The 1,388-nt window shown below is 73.7% G+C and carries 2 protein-coding genes; both read right to left on the bottom strand.

Features of this window, described 5'->3' with window-relative positions:
- On the bottom strand, positions 1-219 hold a 219-nt coding region (locus tag ACR9ZG_RS18855; RefSeq protein ID WP_481286375.1), incomplete at its 3' end, for a hypothetical protein.
- 133 nt (positions 220-352) lie between these two features.
- Positions 353-1,384, bottom strand: a complete 1,032-nt coding sequence (purM, locus tag ACR9ZG_RS18850) for a phosphoribosylformylglycinamidine cyclo-ligase (RefSeq protein WP_481286376.1) — start codon at positions 1,382-1,384, stop codon at positions 353-355.
- Between the last annotated feature and the right edge of the window lie 4 nt (positions 1,385-1,388).

Here is a 1,388-nt window from a genome sequence, read left to right as displayed (position 1 = left end):
GGCGGGAGGCGTGGTGGCGGGAGGCGTAATCGTGGGTGCGTCTGCAGCGGGCGGGTCGCCGGGCAGCGGCCCGCCGGCGACGGCCAGGCCGGTTGCCTGCGCCGGACCACTTGCCTGCGCCGGACCGCTCGCGAGCGCCGGCCCAGCGGCCAGCAGCAGCGATACGGCCGCGACGCCCACGCCGCACACCACGCGGAGGCGGAGGGACGAGCGGCTCACGCCGCCACTCTAGCGAGGTCCGGGCCGCGTCCGCTCCGACCAGAACAGGGCACGAGCGCGGAACAGGGTACGAACGCGGGACCGGGCACGAACGCGGAACGGAGCACGAGCGCGGAACCGCGCACGGGGTCGGTCAGGCCGCGTAGTCGCCGACGAGGCGGACCGCGCCGCCGTCCACGCCCTTCGCGCCCTGCTCGAAACCGGTCAGATCGCGCCGGGCCATCGACACGGTGCCGACCGCCCAGGTCGGGATGCCGTCGGCCGTGATCGCCGAGGCCACGGCCTCCGCCGCGTCCGGGGCGACGACGGCGAACATCCCGATGCCGAGGTTCCAGGTGCCCTCTGCCGACTCCAGCGTGCTGCCCGCCAGGTCGCTGAGCACGCGAAAGACCGGAGTCGGCGACCACGTGCTGCGGTCGACCTCCACCCACGAACCGACCGGGAGGACGCGCGCAAGGTTGGCCGCGATGCCGCCGCCGGTCACGTGGCTGAGCGAGTGGACCGCGTCGCCGAGTGCCGCATCCTGCAGCACGCGGAGCAACGGCGACGTGTAGAGGCGCGTCGGCTCCAGCAGCGCCTCGCCGACGACGCCGCCGAAGTCGTCCAGCCGGTCGGTGAAGGCGATGCCGCGCTGGGCGAGGATGTGCCGCACGAGCGAGAAGCCGTTGGAGTGGATGCCGGAGGAGGCGAGCGCCAGAACGACGTCGCCGTCGCGGACGCGATCGGCGCCGAGAAGTCGGTCGGCCTCCACCGCACCGACGGCGGCGCCCGCCACGTCGTAGTCGTCGGGCCCGAGGAGGCCGGGGTGCTCGGCGGTCTCGCCGCCGACGAGGGCGGTGCCGGTCTCCTCGCAGGCGCGGGCGATGCCGGCGACGATCGCGGCGATCCGCTCGGGCACGACCTTGCCGCAGGCGATGTAGTCCGTCATGAACAGCGGGCGCGCGCCGACGACGACGATGTCGTCGACGACCATGCCGACGAGGTCCTGCCCGATGGTGTCGTGCTTGTCGAGCGCCTGGGCGATGGCCACCTTGGTGCCGACGCCGTCGGTGGAGGTCGCGAGCAGCGGGCGGCGGAAGTCCTTGAGGCTCGACACGTCGAACAGCCCGGCGAACCCGCCGACGCCGCCGAACACCTCGGCGCCCTGCGTCTGTCTCTTATACACATCT

Source organism: Leifsonia sp. KNZ12-8B, assembly GCF_056755495.1.
Note: the sequence above shows the minus strand (reverse complement) of the source record. Positions and strands in the feature narration are given on the sequence as shown.